Below are 19,133 nucleotides of genomic sequence, written 5' to 3'. Positions count from 1 at the left end.
ATATAATGGTAATAATCTGGAATTTATATGTGGAGAATATTCTGATTTTTTATTAGCGCATCTTTGTTAAGCTAACATTAAGGTTTTGTTTGCTACAATTAATACTAACTCCCAGGATGGTAATTAAGTCGTGATTGTCGCTAAACGTTATTTTCTCATTTTTTCATTTCTTTTTATTCAGTTAGCCTTTATTCCCCAGGTGTTTGCTGAGGATAAAGGGTGGTTTGATACTTTTAAAGATAATGTCAGTGAAACCTGGCAGCAGCCCGAACATTATGATCTGTATGTGCCGGCCATTACCTGGCATGCGCGTTTTGCCTACGATAAAGAGAAAACCGATCGGTACAACGAACGTCCCTGGGGGGCAGGATTTGGTCAGTCCCGTTGGGATGATAAAGGTAATTGGCACGGGCTCTATATTATGGCCTTCAAGGACTCCTTCAATAAATGGGAGCCGATTGGCGGCTATGGCTGGGAAAAGACCTGGCGACCGCTGGCCGATGATAATTTTCGTCTTGGGCTGGGCTATACAGCCGGTTTCACCGCGCGCGATAACTGGAACTATATTCCCGTGCCATTGATCCTGCCGTTGGCCTCGATAGGCTATGGTCCGGCAACGTTCCAGATGACCTACATTCCGGGTACGTATAACAACGGAAATGTCTACTTTGCATGGATGCGTTTCCAGTTTTGACAGACTACCTGTATTGTCAGGTAGATTATTATAAATTTGTTTAAAAACAGATGGATATGTTGGGTGTCTGAAAAATAACGCGACATTTATCACTTTTTGACAAAGTTCGACTGGACAAAGTGCACCACAATTGTTGTACTGATACCCGACACAGCATTTGTGTCTATTTTTCATGTAAAGGTAATTTTGATGTCTAAGATTAAAGGTAACGTTAAGTGGTTTAATGAGTCCAAAGGATTCGGTTTCATTACTCCGGAAGATGGCAGCAAAGACGTGTTCGTACACTTCTCTGCAATCCAGACCAATGGTTTTAAAACTCTGGCTGAAGGTCAGCGCGTAGAGTTCGAAATCACTAACGGTGCCAAAGGCCCTTCTGCTGCAAACGTAATCGCTCTGTAAGCATACGACAGCAAGAATTCAAAACCCGCTTAATTGCGGGTTTTTTTTCGTTTAGTGTGCAGGAGAGGCCGAAACCAGCCAGAATGCCAGAGCCGTCATCGCAAATGACCCTAACAGGTTAACCAGCACATTCACCATTGCCCAACCAAAACGTCCTTCCTGTAGTAAAAACACCACTTCTGCCGAAAAGGTTGAAAACGTCGTTAGTCCGCCACAGAAACCGGTGGTGATGAGTACTTTCCACATTGGATCAATGTTTGTCATGCGGTTAAACCACGCCAGCCCCATACCGATAATAAACGCGCCAATCAGATTTGCTGCCAGCGTACCGAATGGGATGGCCTGATGCAGCGGATTGAACCGCATGCTTAACATCCATCTTGCTACGCTTCCTGTACCGCCACCGATAAAAACTGCTAAAAGGAGTTGTAACACTGTGTAATCCTGCTATTTGATTGTATATAGCGTGAGTGTAACGCTGAATAATTGTTGTTGGCGAGCTTAACCCATTTTTCTGGAGGGAATATGTTTGTTGCAGCAGGGCAATTTGCCGTGGGTCCCTCGTGGGAGAAAAATGCGGAAACGTGTGTCCAGTTGATGTCACAGGCCGCAGGAGAAGGAGCATCTCTGTTGGTGCTGCCGGAAGCGCTGTTGGCCCGTGACGATCTCGACCCCGACCTGTCGGTGAAGTCGGCTCAGCTACTGGAGGGCGGTTTTCTGACGCGGCTACAGCAAGAGAGCGCGCAAAACGAGATGACGACGATTCTGACGATTCATGTTCCCTCTGTACCTGGCCGGGCGTTGAACATGCTGGTTGCGCTACGGGCAGGCCGGGTTGTTGCCCATTACGCAAAATTACATCTCTATGACGCCTTTTCGATTCAGGAGTCGCGGAATGTCGATGCAGGTGAGGCTGTAGCGCCATTGCTGGACGTAGGCGGATTAAAGGTAGGGTTAATGACCTGCTATGACCTGCGCTTTCCTGAGCTGGCATTGGCGCTCGCGTTACAGGGGGCTGAAATCCTGGTCTTACCGGCTGCCTGGGTTCGTGGTTCGCTGAAAGAGCATCATTGGACAACGCTGCTGGCGGCAAGAGCCCTGGATGCAACCTGTTATGTGATTGCCGCGGGGGAGTGTGGTAACAAGAATATCGGTCAAAGCCGGGTTATCGATCCGTTTGGCGTGACGATTGCCGCTGCGGCGGAAACGCCCGCGCTGATAATGACGGAGGTTTCTGCTGAGCGGGTGAGGCAGGTCAGGGCGCAACTTCCTGTGTTACGGAACCGCCGCTTTGCGCCACCGCAATTATTATGACGTTTTTTTAAACAAGGCTTGATTCACCTTGTTACAGATTGCTATTGTGTGCGCGCGTCGAAAGGCCGTTAATATTCTCAGGTTAATATGGCGCTTTATGCAGCCTGGTTTAAGTTAAGAAGGTATCTATGGGTGAGATTAGTATTACCAAACTGCTGGTGGTTGCCGCACTGGTCGTTCTGCTGTTTGGTACCAAGAAGTTACGTACACTGGGTGGAGACCTGGGAACGGCAATTAAAGGCTTCAAGAAAGCGATGAACGATGATAATGCCGATGCTAAGAAAGATGCTGACGGTAGCGTTCAGACTGAGAAGCTTTCCCATAAAGAGTAATGTCAGGAGCACGATGCTCATACTGCATACTCTGCATGAAAAAAAACCGGCAATTGCCGGTTTTTTTATTGCTGAAATGTAAGTGAGTATTACACGATCACTTCACTTCCAACCCTTTCGCCTGCATGTCCGCATGGTAAGAAGAACGAACAAATGGGCCGCAGGCTGCATGGGTAAAGCCCATTGCCATGGCTTCCGCCTTCATCTCATCAAACTCGTCCGGGCTTACATAGCGCTGAACCGGCAGGTGGTGACGACTGGGTTGTAAATACTGGCCCAGCGTCAGCATTGTCACGCCGTGACTGCGCAGATCGCGCATAACCTCAATGATTTCAGCATTGGTTTCACCCAGACCTACCATCAGGCCGGATTTGGTTGGGATCTCAGGGTGCGCTTCCTTGAAACGTTCCAGAAGCTTCAGTGACCAGTTGTAATCAGCCCCAGGGCGTACGTTGCGGTATATACGCGGAACGTTCTCGAGGTTATGGTTAAACACGTCTGGCGGGGTGGCCGTGAGGATATCCAGCGCACGATCCATACGACCACGGAAGTCAGGTACCAGCGTTTCGATTTTAATCGACGGGCTTTTCTCACGAATAGCGGTGATGCAGTCTGCAAAGTGCTGGGCGCCACCGTCGCGCAGATCGTCGCGGTCAACGGAGGTAATGACCACATAGCGCAGCGCCATGTCCGCAATCGTCTGAGCCAGCTTTAACGGTTCGTTAGCATCAGGGGCAACCGGGCGACCGTGGGCAACGTCACAGAATGGGCAGCGGCGAGTACAGATTGCGCCGAGGATCATAAAGGTCGCGGTCCCGTGGTTGAAACATTCTGCCAGGTTAGGGCAGGACGCTTCTTCGCAGACAGAGTGCAGGCCATTTTTGCGCATCGCTGCTTTGATACCCTGGATGCGAGTGGAGTCCGCTGGCAGTTTTATTTTCATCCATTCCGGTTTACGCAGCAGGGCTTCGCGCTCTGTTGCTACATTTTTTACCGGGATAAGAGCCATCTTATCGGCATCGCGGTATTTAACACCGCGTTCCATCACAATGGGTTTACTCATAGCTTGCGTGTTCCAGTTGCGAATTACGAAGGAAAGCGTTTCAATTCAAGGGAATGTTGCATTTATCAACTATTTTTGAATTAGTGATACGCAGTATATCATTGAAACGGGCCAGAAAGCAGCCTGACAGGCTGGCAAAATGTAAAATAGTTGTTGTTTTGTGCCATTTGCCACAACATATGCTGCGGCAAACTATAACCTTTTTTTCAGTCTGCAATGTACTCGTGGGGGGGATTGCCCAACAGCGCTAAAATATTAGCCAGCAGACGAGGGCGCACGCTCTCGGTTGTTGCCGTACTGTCCCACAGCGAGACTTTTGCCATTTCCATTCCCGCATAGCCACAGGGGTTGATGCGCAGGAAAGGTGATAGATCCATATCTACGTTGAGCGCTAAGCCGTGAAACGAGCAGCCTCTACGGATACGTAACCCTAATGAGCAGATTTTCTTCTCCCCGACATATACCCCCGGCGCATCAGCACGCGGATGGGCGTCAATACCTATCTCCGCAAGCGTATTCACCACGGTTTGTTCCAGTAGTGTTACCAGTTCACGTACGCCCAGTTTGCGGCGTTTGAGGTTCAACAGAACATACATAACCTGCTGACCCGGTCCGTGGTATGTCACCTGGCCGCCCCGATCGCTCTGGATAACGGGAATATCACCGGGCATCAGTACGTGCTCTGCTTTACCTGCCTGACCCTGGGTAAAGACAGGATAATGCTCTACCAGCCAGATTTCATCATGACTGTTTTCATCGCGGGTATCGGTGAATTCGTGCATGGCCAGAGAGACTGGCTCGTAGGGCTGAAGACCGAGCTGGCGGACCAGAATTTTATCCTGATACAAAACGGTATCTCCGTAGATACTCACACAGAGTAGAGAATGTTAAAGAGGGGAAAAGTATATCACAGGAGGGTGGGGTTACCCGAGCGGGGATGCAGCGGGTAACCGACAGGTTTTTACAGCACCATACGTACGATATCGATATTACCTAATTCTTCGTACAGCGTTTCAACCTGCTCAATGTGTGTCGCATTAATAGTGATTGAGACCGAGTGGTAGTTGCCTTTGCTGCTCGGTTTTACCGTTGGGGAGTAATCACCTGGCGCATGGCGCTGTACCACTTCAACCACCTGATCAACCAGCTCAGGCAACGCCTGCCCCATTACTTTGTAAGTAAATGGAGTAGGGAATTCAAGCAGTTCGTTAAGTTTGGTTTTCATGTCAGCTCCGGCGTTACATCAAAAAATAATAACTCCCACAGAGCGTGGGAGTTATCTGGATACTTAGTATATGGGGACGTAAATCACACTTTCAAGTGTTCGATTTTTAGCCAAACCAGTGATGGAACATTAATTTAATGTAATCAATGATTTTACCAAAGAAGTTGCCTTCCGGGATTTCCTGCAGAACCACCAGTGGACGCTGCTCAATGGTTTTGCCATCAAGCTGGAAGTTGATGGTGCCGACAACCTGGTTTTTCTGCAGCGGGGCATGCAGTTCCGTGGTGTTCAGAACATAGCTGGCTTTCAGATCTTTCATGCGGCCGCGTGGAATAGTCAGGTAGACATCTTTATCGACACCTAACGACGCACGATCGGTATTACCAAACCAGGCGGGCTCAGAGGCAAACTCTTTGCCGACTTTCAATGGGTTCACGGTTTCAAAGAAACGGAAACCCCAGGTCAGCAGCTTTTTACTTTCGGTTTCACGACCTTTATAGGTGCGACCGCCCATCACGGCGGAGATCAGACGCATCTGACCTTCTGTCGCGGAGGCAACAAGGTTATAACCCGCTTTGTCAGTATGGCCGGTTTTGATACCGTCAACATTCAGGCTGTTATCCCACAGCAGACCGTTACGGTTGAGCTGGCGGATACCGTTAAAGGTGAACTCTTTTTCTTTATAGATAGAGTACTCGTTAGGCACATCGCGGATCAGCGCCTGACCAATCAGCGCCATATCGCGAGCTGAGCTGTACTGGCCTTCTGCATCCAGGCCATGTACGGTCTGGAAATGGGTGTTTTTCAGCCCCAGCGCATTAACATAGCTGTTCATCAGGCCGACGAAAGCGTCCTGACTTCCGGCAGAAAAGTCTGCCATTGCCACGCAAGCATCGTTACCGGATTGCAGGTTGATACCACGGATTAGCTGCGATACCGGAACCTGCATACCCGGCTTGAGGAACATCAGGGAGGAACCTTTAAAGACAGGGTTGCCCGTAGCCCAGGCGTCGTTGCCGACGGTGACCAAATCGGTTTCTTTGAATTTCCCGGCTTTCATTGCCTGTCCGATGACGTAGCTGGTCATCATTTTGGTCAGGCTGGCGGGATCGCGGCGAGAGTCCGCATTCTGTTCTGCCAGAACTTTGCCTGAATTGTAGTCAATCAGGATATACGACTCCGCATCGATCTGCGGAACACCCGGGATCATGGTTTTAATATTCAGGTCATCTGCATGGGCAGCAGAAAGAGAGGCTGCGCAGAGAGCCGCGGTGAGCGCCATGCGCTGCACGAAACGAGCGGAAAAAGTGGTCTTCATGGTCTGAACTACGACGTCCGTGGTGAAATTAAAAAAGTGCCCTACTATAGCAAATGCATAACTCACAGGCATCTGACTTTCCGCGTGACTTTGTTAATGTCGTTTACAGAAATTGACAACTCAGATGCCTGATTTACGTTATTACACGCCGGTGATGAAGGACTGTAATTGCGCCTCGGATTGCAGACGCTGTTGCAGTGTGGAGGCTTCAGCCTTGCTGGCGAATGGCCCCATCTGAATACGCCAAACGGCACCGTTTTGCACAACCCGGCCCGGAACGCCAAACTGCTGACTTAAACGCTTTTGATACTGCTGTGCACGCGCCTGCTCGCTTACCGCACCAACCTGAACGACATAACGACCGTTGGCTGCAGCTGCCGGAGTGGCAACGGCGGCGGCTGGTGCTGCTGCGACAGTTGGTGTTGTGGCTGGCGCAGTCACAGGGGCGGCCGGCTGTGGCGCTGGCGTCGGTTCGCTACCTTCAAGCACGCCGGAAGCGAGCGTGGTCGGTGCGCCGAGGAAACCACCGCTGTTTACTGGTGCTCCGGTAGGGTCATCGCTTTTCAGCGTGGAATTGCTGATCGGGCGGATATCACCTTGTGGCTGACCCGCATCCGGTGTAGCAGGCATGCTGCCGCCGCCGCTTAAGTCAGGGCGTGAGGGCAGGGCATAGGTTTGTTTGGCCACTGTCGTACAGGCCATACCTGGGCCGGACAGAGAGCCATCCTGTGCGACAATGATAGGATCAATACGCACTTTCGTGTTGTTAGAGGTATTCAGACGATCGGCTGCTGCTCGCGACAGCGAAACGACGCGATCGTTGCCATAGGGACCACGATCGTTAATGCGTACGACGATCATTCGACCGTTTGCCAGGTTAGTAATTCTGGCATAGCTTGGAATAGGCAGCGTTGGGTGCGCAGCGGTCAGCTGCATCGGGTCGAACGCTTCACCTGAGGCGGTCAAATTACTTCCTGGCTCTGCATCGTAAATGGCGGCCAGTCCAGCCTGGCTAAAGCGGGAGGGGTCCTGGACTATCTTGTAGCTCTTACCGTCACGCTGATAGTCCTGATTCGCCGTCGGGTTCAGGGGTTCAAAGCGCGGATCGGCTCCGCTGATTTCAACAATCGGACCATTACACACCGCAGGCTGCGGCGCGACGGCAGCCTGTTGCTGACCATCATCACTTGAACACGCCGCGAGCATTCCTGCTGCGATGCAGATTCCAATCCACTGCTTACGCATTGCGTACCCCTTACACGCTTTTCGACAACATTTTTCTATGGGTGTGGATCGACATGACAATCCCGAACCCGGCCATCAGCACGATCAGTGCAGAGCCTCCGTAACTGACCAGTGGGAGTGGAACCCCAACTACAGGCAGAATACCGCTCACCATACCAATATTTACGAAGACATAAACGAATAATATCAACATTAAACCACCGGCCATAACGCGACCAAAGGTTGTTTGCGCGTGGGCGGCAATCCACAATCCGCGCATTATCAGCAAAATGTACAGGGCAAGCAGGATTAAAATCCCAACCAGACCCAGCTCTTCCGCCAGTACTGCAAAGATAAAGTCAGTATGACGTTCGGGCAAAAACTCCAACTGCGACTGCGTACCATGCAACCAGCCTTTGCCGCGTAGCCCACCTGAACCAATAGCAATTTTAGACTGAATAATGTGATAGCCCGCGCCCAGCGGATCGGTTTCCGGGTCGAGAAGCATCATCACGCGTTGTCGCTGGTAATCATGCATCAGGAAGAACCACAGTATTGGAATAAATGCGGCCACCAGAACCACAGCAACGCCGATGAGACGCCAGCTCAACCCGGAGAGGAACAGGACAAACAGGCCGGAAAGTGCAACCAGGATTGAGGTTCCAAGGTCAGGCTGCGCGGCAACCAGCAGCGTGGGCATAAAAATGAGCACCAGCGCGATAGCCGTATTCTTCAGCGAGGGTGGGCAGACATCGCGGTTGATAAAGCGCGCCACCATCAACGGGACGGCTATCTTGGCAATTTCCGAGGGCTGAAAACGCACGATGCCCAAATCCAGCCAACGTTGTGCGCCTTTGGAAATAGCGCCGAAGGCATCGACAGCAACCAACAGGATGATACAGAAGATATAGAGGTACGGCGCCCAGCCTTCATAGACTCTGGGGGGAATTTGCGCCATCACGACCATGATGACCAGCCCCATAGCGATCTGGCCGACCTTACGTTCCATCATGCCAATATCCTGGCCGCTGGCGCTCCAGATGACCAGCGAGCTGTATACCAGCAGAGCCAGCAAGATAAGCAACATTGTGGGATCGATATGAATTTTGTCCCAGAATGTCTTTTTGTTCGGATTATCCGTCACGATTATTGGTCCTCACCTGCTGCAACCGCCGGGTTTTCAGCAGGCAGATTGGTGTTGTTGTCGCCCAACATAATGTGGTCAAGGATCTGGCGCATGAGTGTACCTACCGCCGGACCGGCCCCACCGTTTTCGAGGATCATCGCGACAGCGACCTCGGGTTTGTCATAGGGCGCGAATGCAGTCATCAGTTTGTGGTCGCGTAAACGTTCGGCGATTTTATGTGCGTTATAGGTTTCATTGGCTTTCAGGCCAAATACCTGCGCGGTACCGGATTTCGCCGCAATTTTGTAGGGTGCGCCAGCAAAATACTTGTGCGCAGTCCCATTAGGGCGATTCGCTACACCGTACATACCGTCTTTGGCGATTTCCCAGTAGCCAGAATGAATGTCACCGACAGGAGGCTCATGTGGCTGTATCCACGGCACTTGCTTGCCGTTTTCCGCTGTGCTCATCAGCAGATGCGGAACTTTCACCATGCCGTCGTTGATGAGGATCATCAGCGCTTTACTCATCTGGATAGGTGTTGCTGTCCAGTAGCCCTGACCGATACCGACAGGGATTGTATCACCCTGGTACCAGGGCTTTTTAAACCGTTTTTGCTTCCACTCGCGGGTTGGCATGTTTCCGGCGCGCTCTTCAGCGAGATCGATGCCCGTATAATGACCGTAACCAAACTTGCTCATCCACTCAGAAAGACGGTCAATCCCCATATCATAGGCGATTTGATAGAAAAACGTATCAGCGGACTCTTCCAGAGAACGGGTGATGTTCAGATGACCGTGTCCCCATTTTTTCCAGTCACGGTAACGTTTCTCTGAACCGGGTAATTGCCACCAACCGGGATCGAATAGCCCAGTATTGCGAGTAATAACGCCTGCGCTTAACGCAGAGACCGCAACATAAGGTTTAACCGTGGACGCCGGAGGGTAAACACCTTGCGTGGCGCGGTTGACCAGTGGGGTATTGGGGTCATTGAGTAACCCGGAATAATCTTTGCTGGAGATGCCGTCCACGAACAGGTTCGGATCGTAGCTCGGCATAGAGACCAGAGCCAGAACACCGCCAGTACGCGGGTCTGTGACCACGACGGCGGCACGGCTACCCGCCAGCAACGTTTCAATGTATTGCTGGAGTTTTAAATCAAGCGTCAGATAGATATCGTGCCCGGCCTGCGGGGCGACTTCTTTGAGCTGTCGAATGACGCGGCCACGGTTATTGACTTCAACCTCTTCATAACCTGTTTGACCATGAAGTACGTCTTCGTAATAGCGCTCGATACCCAGCTTGCCGATGTCATGTGTGGCTGCGTAGTTGGCCAGCTTACCGTCTTTATCCAGACGTTCAACGTCTTTGTCGTTGATCTTCGATACGTAACCAATCACGTGGGTCAGTGCAGAACCGTATGGATAATAACGGCGTTTATAGCCTTTGACCTCGACGCCGGGGAAACGATACTGATTCACGGCAAAGCGTGCGACCTGAACTTCAGTCAGGTTGGTTTTTACCGGGATCGAGGTGAAGCGGTGCGAGCGGGCTCGCTCTTTTTTAAAGGCTGCGATGTCGTCATCGGTCAGATCCACGACGTTGCGTAGCGCGTCGAGGGTATCCTGAATATTGTCGACCTTCTCCGGCATCATCTCTATCTGATAAATAGTGCGGTTAAGGGCGAGAGGAATTCCGTTGCGGTCATAAATGATGCCGCGGCTGGGGGCGATAGGCACCAGTTTGATGCGGTTCTCGTTCGAACGGGTCTGATAATCAGTAAAGCGAACGATTTGCAGATTATAAAGATTGGCGATCAGCACGCCAGTGAGCAGCAAAATCCCCAAAAAAGCGACCAGCGCCCGGCGCACAAACAGCGCGGACTCAGCCGTATAGTCGCGAAAAGAATTCTGTAGTTTCATCCGCTGCTTAATCTACTCAAGAATCAATGATCACTCACGGTGATAAGGATGGTTGGTGGTAATGCTCCACGCCCTGTACAGACTCTCTGCGACCAGCACCCGAACAAGAGGGTGGGGAAGGGTTAATGCAGAGAGTGACCAGCTTTGCTCCGCAGCCGCTTTACAGGCGGGGGACAGCCCTTCCGGTCCGCCAATCAACAGACTGACGTCACGACCATCCAGTTTCCAGCGTTCCAGCTCGGTCGCCAGTTGTGGCGTGTCCCAGGGTTTGCCTGGGATATCAAGGGTGACGATGCGGTTTTTGCCTGCGGCGGCCAGCATCTGTTCACCCTCTTTGTCGAGAATGCGTTTAATGTCCGCGTTCTTGCCGCGTTTTCCTGCCGGAATTTCGATCAGCTCAAAGGGCATGTCTTTTGGAAACCGGCGCAGGTACTCCGTAAAACCGGTTTGCACCCAGTCAGGCATCTTCGTACCCACGGCGACAAGTTGCAGCTTCACGTATTAACTCCAGAGTTTTTCCAGTTCATACAGGCGACGGCTCTCTTCCTGCATAACGTGGACAATCACATCGCCAAGATCGACAACGATCCAGTCAGCTACGTTTTCGCCTTCTACGCCAAGCGGCAGCAGACCGGCGGTGCGAGATTCCTGAACAACGTGATCGGCGATAGACATGACATGGCGGCTGGACGTGCCAGTGCAGATAATCATGCAATCGGTGATACTGGATTTGCCCTGAACATCTAAGGCGATGATGTCTTGACCTTTCAGGTCATCAATTTTGTCGATTACAAAATCCTGGAGTGCTTTACCCTGCAAGTGTTCCCCCTGGGTGAAAAAGAGTTAAAAACGTCTGTTAGTATACCTGAACCAGAGGCGATATCGGGACAAATGTCTCCGAAAGCGCTTTTGCGGTGCGCTATCATCCCACCCCACGCAACAGAATGCATCGCCATTTTTGTAAAACAATTTCTGCAAAGCTCTGAAAGGCGGGAAAAGTCAGGTTGCGGAGAATAGCAGCCTGTCATAGGGTGTCAATGGGAGAGAGGCCCATCGGCAGAAAAAACAGTGCATTCACTCACCCTCGTGCCACACGGCGCGACTATTGAGAACTTTCAGAACCGCAAAGTCGTCACAAAAATCAATTGCACTCCAGCAACCCTGTTCGATGCGAAAGTGCCACATGGCGGCCGCGGGCATGGACAGCAGCCGGGCCACCAGCACGCTCAGCACGCCCTGATGACTCACCACCAACAGATTTTGACTGTCTTTGTAATCAGCAAGCTGCGCAATGAAACGTTCAACACGCTGTGAAAATGCCTGGAATCCTTCGCCATTGGTTGGGGTTGCGTTCTGCCAGTCATTACACCATACGGCATAATTTTCAGCGTCTTCACGTGCAAGATCGCGATGATGGCGCATTTCCCAGTCGCCAAAGAACATCTCATTAAGTTCAGGCATGACACGCACAGGAACCTCGCGTTCCGCCAGAATCAGTTGGGTTGTATGGCGGGCGCGTTCGAGTTCGCTGCACAGAACGTTGTTGAAAGGGACATTGCGTAGCAGCCCACTCAGTGATTGCGCCTGAGCAATCCCCCGTTCCGTTAGCGGTGTGGGGGCATGACCGCTGTATAACCCAGCGACATTGGCTTCGGTTTCTCCGTGACGTACTAACCAGAGTCTCATTTTTTCCTCTTGGGGCTATTCGCACAAAATATGATGCTTGCCCTGATTGCGCAGAGATTTTTTCAATAAAATACCCTCTTTTGACTGGAGCGGCACGATGTCTTTATTGAAGAGCGCGCACGGCGGTAATACCCGAGAAGCCGCCGCATTGTTGGGCATCCCGCCTGAGCAATTGCTGGATTTTAGCGCGAATATTAACCCGCTGGGTATGCCCGCAACCTTAAAATGCGCGCTTATCGACAATCTGGACAGGGCTGAACGCTACCCGGACGTTGACTACACCCAGTTGCATGCGGCGCTGGCGCAGCATCATCAGGTACCTGTTTCGTGGCTCCTCGCGGGGAATGGCGAAACAGAATCTATCTTCACCCTGGTTAATGGGCTCAAGCCGCGCCATGCGATGATTGTTGCCCCCGGATTTGCTGAATACCGCCGGGCGCTGGAATGGGGCGAATGTGCGATCCATGAGTTTGCGCTGCGCGAGGAGGATGGCTGGCAGCTCACCGCCACGATCCTTGATGCGTTAACGCCGCAGTTGGACTGCCTCTTTCTTTGTACGCCCAACAACCCGACAGGGCTATTGCCCGATGATCGTCTGCTTGCTGCGATAGCAACGCGCTGCGCTGAATTGGGGATTACCTTGATTCTGGATGAAGCCTTTATCGATTTTATTGCCGGGGAGGAAGGTTTTATTCCGCGGCTACAAGAGAATCCGCACATTTGGGTTCTTCGTTCGCTAACCAAGTTCTATGCGATACCGGGGTTGCGACTGGGTTATCTGGTCAATAGCGACGAACAGGCCGTGGCACGGATGCGCAGCCGACAAATGCCGTGGTCAATTAACGCATTTGCCGCGCTGGCGGGAGAGATGATTCTTAGCGATAGCGCCTACCAGCAGGCGACGTGGCAATGGCTGGTACAGGAAGGACAGCGATTTGATCAACAATTGCAAACGCTGCCCGGCCTGACCGTCTATCCCGGTCGGGCTAACTATCGGCTGTTACGCTGCGATCGACCGGATATCGATTTGCAAAAATCACTGCTGGAACAACATGTTTTGATCCGTAGCTGTGCCAATTACCCGGGGTTGGACGCGCGTTATTACCGGGTTGCTGTTCGCAGTCAGCAAGAAAATGACCGCCTGCTGGCGGCATTAACCAACACGCTTAGCGGTACAAACCCTGCTGGTTGATATAGTCGAGCACGGCGCGTGGCAGTAAGTCGTCGCACGGCTCGCCTTTTTCCAGGCGTTCGCGGATAAGTGTAGCGGAGATATTGAACCAGGGCGTTTCAGCAAGGTAAATCTTACCTGCCGGCAGGTTATGCAGATCATCTGCCGTATGGGTCAGATGGCGCTCCAGCCACTGCTGGTGCTGTTCCTGTGCCATCTCAAGGGGATAACCCGGTCGTCGACACACGATAAGATGGGTGTTATCCAGAATCGTGTCGTAATCATGCCAGGAAGGAAAGGTCAGCAGTGAATCCTGACCAATAATGAATGCCAGCGGTGCATCCGGGCCTTGTTCCACGCGCCACTCTTGCAGTGTTTGTGCGGTGTACGAGGCGGTATCGCGTTTTAGCTCGCGCTCATCCAGTGAAAACAAAGGTTTGTCGGCAATGGCCAGTTCAAGCATATGTTTACGCTGGGCGCTGGAGGCTTCCGGTTGCGCACGATGTGGTGGCACGTTATTGGGCATGACAATAACCCGAGACAGGCCAATCAGATTAGCCAGAATTTCAACGGGTTTCAGATGACCATAATGCACCGGATCAAAGGTGCCACCGAACAGAGCCTGCAATGATTTCATATCAACCATCAATAAAAACATCTGCCAGTGATTTATGGCAAAGCAACAGGGAAAGTCCCTCAAGCTCCGCCCACACTGACTGACCATAGTCTTGTTTAAGCGTAATTTCCGTACGTGTTAACAGCGTGACCGCCTGACGTAACTGCGTGGGGGTCAGTCGGTTTAACGCATCTCCCATCATGCCACGGCGATTTTGCCATACCCGATGTTTGTCAAACAATGCCCGTAATGGGGTATGGGCCGACTGCCGTTTCAGGTTCACCAGCAGTAATAATTCCCGCTGCAGAGTACGTAACAAAATAACGGGTTCACTGCCTTCAAGACGGAGCTGTTGCAGAATATGCAGCGCGCGCTTGCTTTTGCCCATCAGCAGCGCATCTACCCAGTGGAAGGGGGTAAAGTGCGCGGCATCGTTAACGGCTTGCTCCACACGAGGCAGCGTTAATTTACCGTCAGGCCAAAGTAGCGACAACCGCTCCAGCGCCTGCGCTAACGCTAACAGATTGCCTTCGTAGCAATAGCATAAGAGCTGGTTGGCGGCGTCATCCAGCTGCAGATTATGATGTTTCGCCCTTGCAGCTACCCAACGCGGAAGCTGTGCCTGTTCAGGTGTCTGGCAACTGACCAGCACCGCGTTATTCGCCAGTCCGGAATACCATGCGGCGTTTTCCTGGGCTTTGGTCAGCTTGTTACCACGAACAATAAGCAGCAGATCGTCATGTAGCAGCGTGACGAGCGAGGCAAGTTGTTCGTTAATGGCGGCATTGGGGCCATTTTCTGGCAGCTGCAGGAGTAACGTTTGACGGCTGGCAAACAGGCTCATCGCCTGGCAAAGGGAAAAGATTGCGCCCCAGTCGGTGCTGGTATCGAGGGTGAACGTATGGTGTTCTTCGAACCCTTGTGCGGCGGCAGCCATACGGACGATGTCCTGGCTCTCCTGCAACAACAGGGGGTCATTGCCCAGTAATAAATACGCCGCGCGCAGCCCTTCATTGAGCTGTGCGCGGAGTTGTTCAGGGTACAACTTGAGCATCAGTTACCCAGCGTGGTGGAAACACGCGCCGGAGAGGAGGACGCTGGCGCTGCAGTTTTCACTGCAGGCTCGACGTCATCACTGGATGACTGAACATCAGCAATATGTACGCTTGGCAGTTTACGAATCAACTGCTCGGCCGCCTTGTCGTACATCTCTTTAACGATCATCTCCTGCTCGTTATCCTTCGCCAGTGCCGCTTGCGGGTTGTCGAAGAATGAACGATAGACTTTAGCGCTGATCGGGTAAATATCATGGCCCGGGATCAGGACTGAAGCACTAACGGACATCACCATCTGGTATTCAGCGGTTTGACCGTTCTGGAACACGGACGCGGTATCCTGCGAAATGCTGACTGCACCAAGGCGTAAGGACGGAACGTCTTTGCGCGTTGAGCTGTCTTCCAGCAGTGTAACGCCATTCAAACGCAGCTGATTACGCACCGCACGGCTTAACGGGCCGTTCGGATCACCCGTGACCAGAATCATGGTTTTCATCGTGGGGGGAACCTGCGTAGTACTACGCAGATGCCAGCCACACCCGGCGGTGACAAGCACCACCAGGGATAACAACAATGTTGTCAGATGTCGCACGCTTCCTCCCGCGCTTAGCCAACGACCAGATTGAGGAGTTTACCCGGTACATAAATCACTTTACGTACGGTAACGCCATCAAGATATTTTGCGACCAGATGCTCCTGGCCAGCACGTTCACGAACCTGCTCTTCAGTGGCGTTTACCGGGACGGTAATTTTACCACGGACTTTGCCGTTGACCTGAACCACGACCAGCGTAGAGTCTTCGACCATTGCGCTTTCGTCAGCAACAGGCCACGGTGCATTGTCGATATCACCTTCGCCTTTCAGCGCTTGCCACAAGGTGAAGCAAACGTGTGGGGTGAACGGGTTAAGCATACGCACAACGGCCAACAGTGCTTCCTGCATCAGGGCTCTGTCCTGCTCGTCTTCCTGCGGTGCTTTTGCCAGCTTGTTCATCAGTTCCATAATCGCCGCAATCGCGGTGTTAAAGGTCTGACGGCGACCGATATCATCAGTCACTTTAGCGATGGTTTTGTGCACGTCACGACGCAGCGTTTTTTGGTCTTCGCTCAATGCATCAACGTTCAATGCAGCCACATCACCTTTGGTGGTGTGCTCGTAAACCAGTTTCCAGACACGTTTCAGGAAGCGGTTTGCCCCTTCTACGCCGGATTCTTGCCATTCCAGTGTCATATCAGCCGGAGAGGCAAACATCATGAACAGACGTACGGTATCCGCACCGTAACGTTCAACCATTACCTGCGGGTCGATACCGTTATTTTTCGATTTGGACATTTTGCTCATGCCGGTATACACCAGTTCATGACCTTGTGCGTCCAGGGCCTTAACGATACGACCTTTTTCGTCGCGCTCAACGATCGCATCAACCGGAGAAACCCAGTTACGCTCGCCGTTTGCGCCAACGTAGTAGAACGCATCTGCCAGCACCATACCCTGGCACAGCAGCTGTTTAGCCGGTTCGTCAGAGTTCACCATGCCCGCGTCGCGCATCAGTTTGTGGAAGAAGCGGAAGTAGAGCAGGTGCATGATGGCGTGTTCAATACCACCAATGTAGATATCAACCGGCAGCCAGTAGTTTGCCGCTTCCGGATCCAGCATCCCTTCGTTGTACTGCGGGCAGGTATAACGCGCGTAGTACCAGGAGGACTCCATAAAGGTATCAAAGGTGTCGGTTTCACGCAGGGCAGGCATACCGTTAACGGTGGTTTTCGCCCACTCCGGATCGGCTTTGATCGGGCTGGTGATACCGTCCATGACGACATCTTCTGGCAGAATCACCGGCAGTTGATCTTCTGGTGTCGGCAGTACGGTGCCGTCTTCCAGCGTGACCATCGGGATTGGCGCACCCCAGTAACGCTGACGGGAAACACCCCAGTCGCGCAGACGGTAGTTAACTTTACGTTCACCCACGCCTTTCGCTACCAGCTTGTCAGCAATGGCGTTGAACGCGTCTTCGAAGGCCAGACCGTCAAACTCGCCAGAGTTAAACAACACGCCTTTTTCGGTCAGCGCCTGTTCAGACAGATCCGGCTCTGCGCCTTCAGCGGTCAGAATTACCGGCTTGATGGCCAGGCCATACTTGGTCGCAAACTCATAATCGCGCTGATCGTGACCCGGAACGGCCATCACAGCGCCCGTACCGTATTCCATCAGGACAAAGTTTGCTGCCCAAACCGGGATCTCTTCGCCCGTCAGCGGGTGAATGGCTTTAAAGCCGGTATCGACACCTTTCTTCTCCATGGTCGCCATTTCAGCTTCAGCAACCTTGGTGTTGCGACATTCATCGATAAATGCCGCCAGCTCCGGGTTATTGGCCGCCGCTTTTTGCGCCAGCGGGTGACCTGCCGCAACAGCCAGGTAGGTTGCACCCATAAAGGTGTCCGGACGGGTGGTATAGACGGTCAGCGTGTTGTCGTAACCGTTCACGTTGAAGGTGATTTCTACACCTTCAGAGCGGCCAATCCAGTTACGCTGCATTGTTTTAACGGTGTCAGGCCAGTGATCCAGGTTATCCAGATCACGCAGCAGTTCGTCAGCGTAAGCGGTAATTTTGATGAACCACTGTGGGATCTCTTTACGCTCAACTTTGGTATCGCAGCGCCAGCAGCAGCCGTCAATAACCTGTTCGTTTGCCAGTACGGTCTGGTCGTTAGGGCACCAGTTCACCGCAGAGGTTTTCTTGTATACCAGACCTTTTTTGTACAGTTCGGTGAAGAACTTCTGTTCCCAACGATAGTATTCCGGGGTACAGGTTGCCAGCTCGCGGCTCCAGTCGTAACCAAAGCCCAGCATTTTGAGCTGGTTTTTCATGTAAGCGATGTTGTCGTACGTCCACGGTGCTGGCGCGGTGTTGTTTTTAACCGCAGCACCTTCCGCAGGCAGACCGAACGCATCCCAGCCAATGGGCTGCAGTACGTTTTTGCCCAGCATGCGCTGGTAGCGGGCGATTACGTCACCGATGGTGTAGTTACGTACGTGGCCCATGTGTAGTCGACCAGAAGGATAGGGAAGCATAGACAGGCAGTAATACTTCTCTTTGCTCTCGTCTTCGGTAACTTCAAATGTGCGCTTCTCATCCCAGTGAAGCTGTACTTTGGATTCTATCTCTTCCGGGCGGTATTGCTCTTGCATGGCAGCCAGTGGTCCTGTTTTCAATACAGCTACAAACGTAGCTCTAGATGTGGTGTTTCAGATCCGCATAGCATAGCCCAAACGCCCGCGTCAAAACAGCCTTTCGCGCATTCAGCGTTGAATTCCCGCAAGGATAATTCTTGCACGAATTTACACACTCTGTGGACAGTCTTGCAAAGCGTAGCGTAAATAACGTCTATTATTATAGACAGTTAACGACCCAGGAGGCGAAGCGATGAACAAGGTTGCTCAATATTACCGTGAACTGGTGACGTCACTCAGCGAACGTCTGCGAAATGGCGAACGCGATATTGATGCGCTGGTGGACCAGGCGCGTCAGCGCGTGATGCAAACCGGGGAGTTAACCCGAACCGAGGTGGAAGAGCTTACCCGGGCCGTGAGGCGTGACCTGGAGGAGTTCGCTCTTAGCTATGAAGAGAGCCTTGATGAAGAGAGTGACAGCGTCTTTATGCGGGTTATCAAGGAGAGTATCTGGCAAGAGTTGGCCGATATCACCGACAAAACGCAGCTTGAATGGCGCGAGGTATTTCAGGACCTTAGCCATCATGGGGTTTATCACAGTGGCGAGGTGGTGGGACTGGGAAATCTGGTCTGCGAGAAGTGCCATTTCCATTTAGCGGTTTACACCCCGGATGTGCTGCCGCTGTGTCCGAAATGTGGACACGATCAGTTCCAGCGCCGGCCGTTTGAACCGTAATCGCTTATTGCCGGATGGCGACGCAAAGCGTCTTATCCGGCCTACAAATTGCACGATTTTGTAGGCCGGATAAGCGTTAGC

At 52.2% G+C, this 19,133-nt stretch carries 21 protein-coding genes; 6 read left to right on the top strand and 15 right to left on the bottom strand.

The genetic code is table 11. The features are described from left to right. Positions 1 to 130 precede the first annotated feature (130 nt). Both pagP and cspE read left to right on the top strand, forming a co-directional pair. A complete protein-coding gene (pagP, locus tag NNO08_RS11785; protein ID WP_369124578.1) occupies positions 131 to 694 on the top strand; it encodes a lipid IV(A) palmitoyltransferase PagP in 564 nt (187 codons plus the stop codon). Positions 695 to 883: 189 nt separating this feature from the next. Beyond that, positions 884 to 1,093 carry a transcription antiterminator/RNA stability regulator CspE gene (cspE, locus tag NNO08_RS11780; protein WP_000034825.1) on the top strand — a complete coding sequence of 70 codons (210 nt, stop codon included), beginning with the start codon at positions 884 to 886 and terminating at the stop codon, positions 1,091 to 1,093. Positions 1,094 to 1,144: 51 nt separating this feature from the next. On the opposite strand, the gene crcB is transcribed toward cspE, so the two are convergent. Continuing rightward, the gene (gene crcB / locus NNO08_RS11775; protein WP_043015566.1) at positions 1,145 to 1,528 is read right to left on the bottom strand and encodes a fluoride efflux transporter CrcB; all 384 of its coding nucleotides are present in this window, start codon (positions 1,526 to 1,528) and stop codon (positions 1,145 to 1,147) included. A gap of 90 nt (positions 1,529 to 1,618) precedes the next feature. On the opposite strand from crcB, the gene NNO08_RS11770 reads away from it, so the two are divergent. After that, positions 1,619 to 2,407 carry a deaminated glutathione amidase gene (locus tag NNO08_RS11770; RefSeq protein WP_271456762.1) on the top strand — a complete coding sequence of 263 codons (789 nt, stop codon included), beginning with the start codon at positions 1,619 to 1,621 and terminating at the stop codon, positions 2,405 to 2,407. A gap of 128 nt (positions 2,408 to 2,535) precedes the next feature. Further along, positions 2,536 to 2,739: a twin-arginine translocase subunit TatE gene (tatE, locus tag NNO08_RS11765; RefSeq protein WP_048212302.1), complete on the top strand. Its 204-nt coding sequence runs from the start codon at positions 2,536 to 2,538 to the stop codon at positions 2,737 to 2,739. 97 nt (positions 2,740 to 2,836) lie between these two features. Here tatE and lipA read toward each other — a convergent pair whose 3' ends face one another. The 10 genes from lipA to NNO08_RS11715 all read right to left on the bottom strand — a co-directional run bounded on the left by lipA (position 2,837) and on the right by NNO08_RS11715 (position 12,303). Further along, positions 2,837 to 3,802, bottom strand: coding sequence for a lipoyl synthase (lipA, locus tag NNO08_RS11760; protein WP_003022702.1), 966 nt, complete (start codon positions 3,800 to 3,802; stop codon positions 2,837 to 2,839). A gap of 206 nt (positions 3,803 to 4,008) precedes the next feature. After that, positions 4,009 to 4,650, bottom strand: a complete 642-nt coding sequence (lipB, locus tag NNO08_RS11755; protein ID WP_271441569.1) for a lipoyl(octanoyl) transferase LipB — start codon at positions 4,648 to 4,650, stop codon at positions 4,009 to 4,011. A 113-nt stretch (positions 4,651 to 4,763) separates the two neighbouring features. Continuing rightward, positions 4,764 to 5,027: a DUF493 family protein YbeD gene (ybeD, locus tag NNO08_RS11750; protein WP_000850547.1), complete on the bottom strand. Its 264-nt coding sequence runs from the start codon at positions 5,025 to 5,027 to the stop codon at positions 4,764 to 4,766. A 106-nt stretch (positions 5,028 to 5,133) separates the two neighbouring features. Further along, a complete protein-coding gene (dacA, locus tag NNO08_RS11745; RefSeq protein WP_137384513.1) occupies positions 5,134 to 6,345 on the bottom strand; it encodes a D-alanyl-D-alanine carboxypeptidase DacA in 1,212 nt (403 codons plus the stop codon). 141 nt (positions 6,346 to 6,486) lie between these two features. Next, entirely contained in the window at positions 6,487 to 7,590 is a 1,104-nt protein-coding gene (gene rlpA, locus NNO08_RS11740) for an endolytic peptidoglycan transglycosylase RlpA (protein ID WP_271449871.1), read from the bottom strand. A 10-nt stretch (positions 7,591 to 7,600) separates the two neighbouring features. Next, positions 7,601 to 8,713 carry a peptidoglycan glycosyltransferase MrdB gene (gene mrdB, locus NNO08_RS11735; RefSeq protein ID WP_003022718.1) on the bottom strand — a complete coding sequence of 371 codons (1,113 nt, stop codon included), beginning with the start codon at positions 8,711 to 8,713 and terminating at the stop codon, positions 7,601 to 7,603. Between the two features lie 2 nt (positions 8,714 to 8,715). Next, the gene (mrdA, locus tag NNO08_RS11730; protein WP_271449870.1) at positions 8,716 to 10,617 is read right to left on the bottom strand and encodes a peptidoglycan DD-transpeptidase MrdA; all 1,902 of its coding nucleotides are present in this window, start codon (positions 10,615 to 10,617) and stop codon (positions 8,716 to 8,718) included. A 30-nt stretch (positions 10,618 to 10,647) separates the two neighbouring features. Then, positions 10,648 to 11,115 carry a 23S rRNA (pseudouridine(1915)-N(3))-methyltransferase RlmH gene (gene rlmH, locus NNO08_RS11725; RefSeq protein WP_003022725.1) on the bottom strand — a complete coding sequence of 156 codons (468 nt, stop codon included), beginning with the start codon at positions 11,113 to 11,115 and terminating at the stop codon, positions 10,648 to 10,650. 3 nt (positions 11,116 to 11,118) lie between these two features. Further along, positions 11,119 to 11,436 carry a ribosome silencing factor gene (gene rsfS, locus NNO08_RS11720; RefSeq protein WP_003022728.1) on the bottom strand — a complete coding sequence of 106 codons (318 nt, stop codon included), beginning with the start codon at positions 11,434 to 11,436 and terminating at the stop codon, positions 11,119 to 11,121. 255 nt (positions 11,437 to 11,691) lie between these two features. Next, on the bottom strand, positions 11,692 to 12,303 hold the full coding sequence (locus tag NNO08_RS11715; RefSeq protein ID WP_271449869.1) for an adenosylcobalamin/alpha-ribazole phosphatase: 612 nt from the start codon (positions 12,301 to 12,303) through the stop codon (positions 11,692 to 11,694). 97 nt (positions 12,304 to 12,400) lie between these two features. On the opposite strand from NNO08_RS11715, the gene cobD reads away from it, so the two are divergent. After that, a complete protein-coding gene (cobD, locus tag NNO08_RS11710; protein ID WP_271456761.1) occupies positions 12,401 to 13,495 on the top strand; it encodes a threonine-phosphate decarboxylase CobD in 1,095 nt (364 codons plus the stop codon). Here the strand turns inward: cobD and nadD are convergent. From nadD to leuS, 4 genes are read right to left on the bottom strand one after another with little or no spacing between them, the layout of a single operon-like run. Next, on the bottom strand, positions 13,470 to 14,111 hold the full coding sequence (gene nadD / locus NNO08_RS11705) for a nicotinate-nucleotide adenylyltransferase (protein ID WP_137384696.1): 642 nt from the start codon (positions 14,109 to 14,111) through the stop codon (positions 13,470 to 13,472). The two genes, cobD and nadD, sit on opposite strands and share 26 nt — an antisense overlap. Position 14,112: 1 nt before the next feature. Next, on the bottom strand, positions 14,113 to 15,144 hold the full coding sequence (gene holA, locus NNO08_RS11700; RefSeq protein ID WP_271449867.1) for a DNA polymerase III subunit delta: 1,032 nt from the start codon (positions 15,142 to 15,144) through the stop codon (positions 14,113 to 14,115). Further along, entirely contained in the window at positions 15,144 to 15,737 is a 594-nt protein-coding gene (lptE, locus tag NNO08_RS11695; RefSeq protein ID WP_271441574.1) for an LPS assembly lipoprotein LptE, read from the bottom strand. The genes holA and lptE overlap by 1 nt, the downstream gene beginning before the upstream one ends. A gap of 14 nt (positions 15,738 to 15,751) precedes the next feature. Then, entirely contained in the window at positions 15,752 to 18,334 is a 2,583-nt protein-coding gene (leuS, locus tag NNO08_RS11690) for a leucine--tRNA ligase (protein WP_271456760.1), read from the bottom strand. A 235-nt stretch (positions 18,335 to 18,569) separates the two neighbouring features. Between leuS and NNO08_RS11685 the strand changes: the two genes are divergently transcribed. Beyond that, positions 18,570 to 19,052, top strand: coding sequence for a zinc ribbon-containing protein (locus NNO08_RS11685; protein ID WP_271449865.1), 483 nt, complete (start codon positions 18,570 to 18,572; stop codon positions 19,050 to 19,052). Positions 19,053 to 19,133: the final 81 nt, after the last annotated feature.

The organism is Citrobacter sp. Igbk 17 (assembly GCF_028069775.1).
Lineage (GTDB): Bacteria > Pseudomonadota > Gammaproteobacteria > Enterobacterales > Enterobacteriaceae > Citrobacter.
Note: the sequence above shows the minus strand (reverse complement) of the source record. Positions and strands in the feature narration are given on the sequence as shown.

Excerpts from the sequence above, each read along its gene's own strand:
- tatE (WP_048212302.1), top strand. The coding sequence starts at position 2,536 with ATGGGTGAGATTAGTATTACCAAACTGCTGGTGGTTGCCGCACTGGTC.
- NNO08_RS11770 (WP_271456762.1), top strand. The coding sequence starts at position 1,619 with ATGTTTGTTGCAGCAGGGCAATTTGCCGTGGGTCCCTCGTGGGAGAAA.
- lipA (WP_003022702.1), bottom strand. The coding sequence starts at position 3,802 with ATGAGTAAACCCATTGTGATGGAACGCGGTGTTAAATACCGCGATGCC.
- ybeD (WP_000850547.1), bottom strand. The coding sequence starts at position 5,027 with ATGAAAACCAAACTTAACGAACTGCTTGAATTCCCTACTCCATTTACT.
- holA (WP_271449867.1), bottom strand. The coding sequence starts at position 15,144 with ATGCTCAAGTTGTACCCTGAACAACTCCGCGCACAGCTCAATGAAGGG.
- NNO08_RS11685 (WP_271449865.1), top strand. The coding sequence starts at position 18,570 with ATGAACAAGGTTGCTCAATATTACCGTGAACTGGTGACGTCACTCAGC.
- dacA (WP_137384513.1), bottom strand. The coding sequence starts at position 6,345 with ATGAAGACCACTTTTTCCGCTCGTTTCGTGCAGCGCATGGCGCTCACC.
- nadD (WP_137384696.1), bottom strand. The coding sequence starts at position 14,111 with ATGAAATCATTGCAGGCTCTGTTCGGTGGCACCTTTGATCCGGTGCAT.
- cobD (WP_271456761.1), top strand. The coding sequence starts at position 12,401 with ATGTCTTTATTGAAGAGCGCGCACGGCGGTAATACCCGAGAAGCCGCC.
- mrdA (WP_271449870.1), bottom strand. The coding sequence starts at position 10,617 with ATGAAACTACAGAATTCTTTTCGCGACTATACGGCTGAGTCCGCGCTG.
- leuS (WP_271456760.1), bottom strand. The coding sequence starts at position 18,334 with ATGCAAGAGCAATACCGCCCGGAAGAGATAGAATCCAAAGTACAGCTT.
- NNO08_RS11715 (WP_271449869.1), bottom strand. The coding sequence starts at position 12,303 with ATGAGACTCTGGTTAGTACGTCACGGAGAAACCGAAGCCAATGTCGCT.
- rlpA (WP_271449871.1), bottom strand. The coding sequence starts at position 7,590 with ATGCGTAAGCAGTGGATTGGAATCTGCATCGCAGCAGGAATGCTCGCG.
- cspE (WP_000034825.1), top strand. The coding sequence starts at position 884 with ATGTCTAAGATTAAAGGTAACGTTAAGTGGTTTAATGAGTCCAAAGGA.